The following is a 1,460-nucleotide window of genomic DNA, read 5'->3' as shown; positions in this document are numbered from 1 at the left end:
TCATAGATGGTCGCCCCCGGTTTGCCAAGCTCTCAATCGATGACAGTGAGTAAGGTGGAGATTGCAGCCATAGATCCGGACTTTGTTCGAGGCTGCCGCCTCTGTCCCTGATGGAATTCGCTGGCCGTCACCTCAATCAGCAGAGCGCACTTGAACGTGCCCTGACTTCTACGGGTTTTGACGGCCACGGTCTGACCTGTCTCGCCATCACGTCATGATTGCCTGTGCAATCGGTGGTTCTTCTTGATACTTGCTGTCGTCGCGCTGTTACGCCGCCGGGGTTTCCATGTCCCGCCTCTATTGCTGCCTGAGGCGCGGTCGGCGCTGTGGAAGTTCCATGTTCATACCTCTGCTCCGTAATCGGCTTCAAACTCTCTGTCGTGGGCGAGCAATGCCCATACGATGCGGGCATTCTTGTTAGCGAGCGCCACGGCGGCCACGTTATAGTTGCGTCGCTCCATTACTCCTGCCAACCAACTGTTGGCCTGGTGGGCCTGGCGCTCAGCTACCCGGAGCACCGCTCGAGCTCCGTGGATCAGCAGGGTGCGCAGATAGCTGTCGCCGCGTTTACTTATACCCAGCAGGGTTTGCTTGCCGCCGCTGGAATTCTGCCGTGGCACCAACCCCAGCCAGGCTGCCAGTTGTCGGCCATTCTCGAAATTCTTCGCATCACCGACCGAAGCTACCAAGGCGCTTGCCGTGATCGGGCCAATGCCGGGGATCTTCGCCAGTTTTCTGCTGGCGGTGCTATCCCTGTGCCAATTCTGGATCTGGACTTCCAGTTCCTGGGTGTGCCGGTCAAGTTCTTTGAGGTGATCGCCCAACCGTTTGATCAATATGCGAAACGACCCTGGCAAACCGTTCTCACCATCCTCCAGAATCTCGGGCAGGTGCTTGCCGATGTATGCAATGCCTTTCGGGATGATGATACCGTGTTCAGCCAGAAGGCCGCGGATCTGGTTGGCCTGCGCAGTCCTTGCCTTAACGAAACCCTGACGGGCGCGATGCAACGCTAGGACGGCTTGCTGCTCGCTGTTCTTAATCGGCACAAAGCGCATGTTCGGTCGACTCACTGCTTCGCAGATTGCCTCGGCATCCGCCACATCGTTCTTGTTGGTTTTCACGTACGGCTTAACGAACTGCGGCGCCATCAGCTTCACGGTATGCCCCAGCCTCTGCAGCTTGTTAGCCCAGTAGTGAGCGCTGCCGCAGGCTTCCATGCCGATCAGACATGCGGGCAGATTGGTGAAGAATGCCATCATCTGGTCCCGTTTCAGCTGCTTCTTCAGCACCGTCTTGCCGCGCTCATCCACGCCATGCACTTGGAACAGGTTCTTTGCTAGGTCAATACCAACAGTCGTAATCTTCATCACGGTCGCCTCTCTGGGTCGGTGGGAATTTTCATTCGCCACTTTGGCACTACAGATGCCATTTTAGGTAGGGGCGACCATCCCATTAGC

At 57.1% G+C, this 1,460-nt stretch carries 1 protein-coding gene; it reads right to left on the bottom strand.

The window, feature by feature from the left end; translation table 11 throughout:
• Window positions 1–341: 341 nt before the first annotated feature.
• On the bottom strand, window positions 342–1,370 hold the full coding sequence (locus ACYVG7_RS10375) for an IS110 family RNA-guided transposase (RefSeq protein ID WP_429231896.1): 1,029 nt from the start codon (window positions 1,368–1,370) through the stop codon (window positions 342–344).
• Window positions 1,371–1,460: the final 90 nt, after the last annotated feature.

This window comes from Pseudaeromonas pectinilytica, from assembly GCF_054780855.1.
Note: the sequence above shows the minus strand (reverse complement) of the source record. Positions and strands in the feature narration are given on the sequence as shown.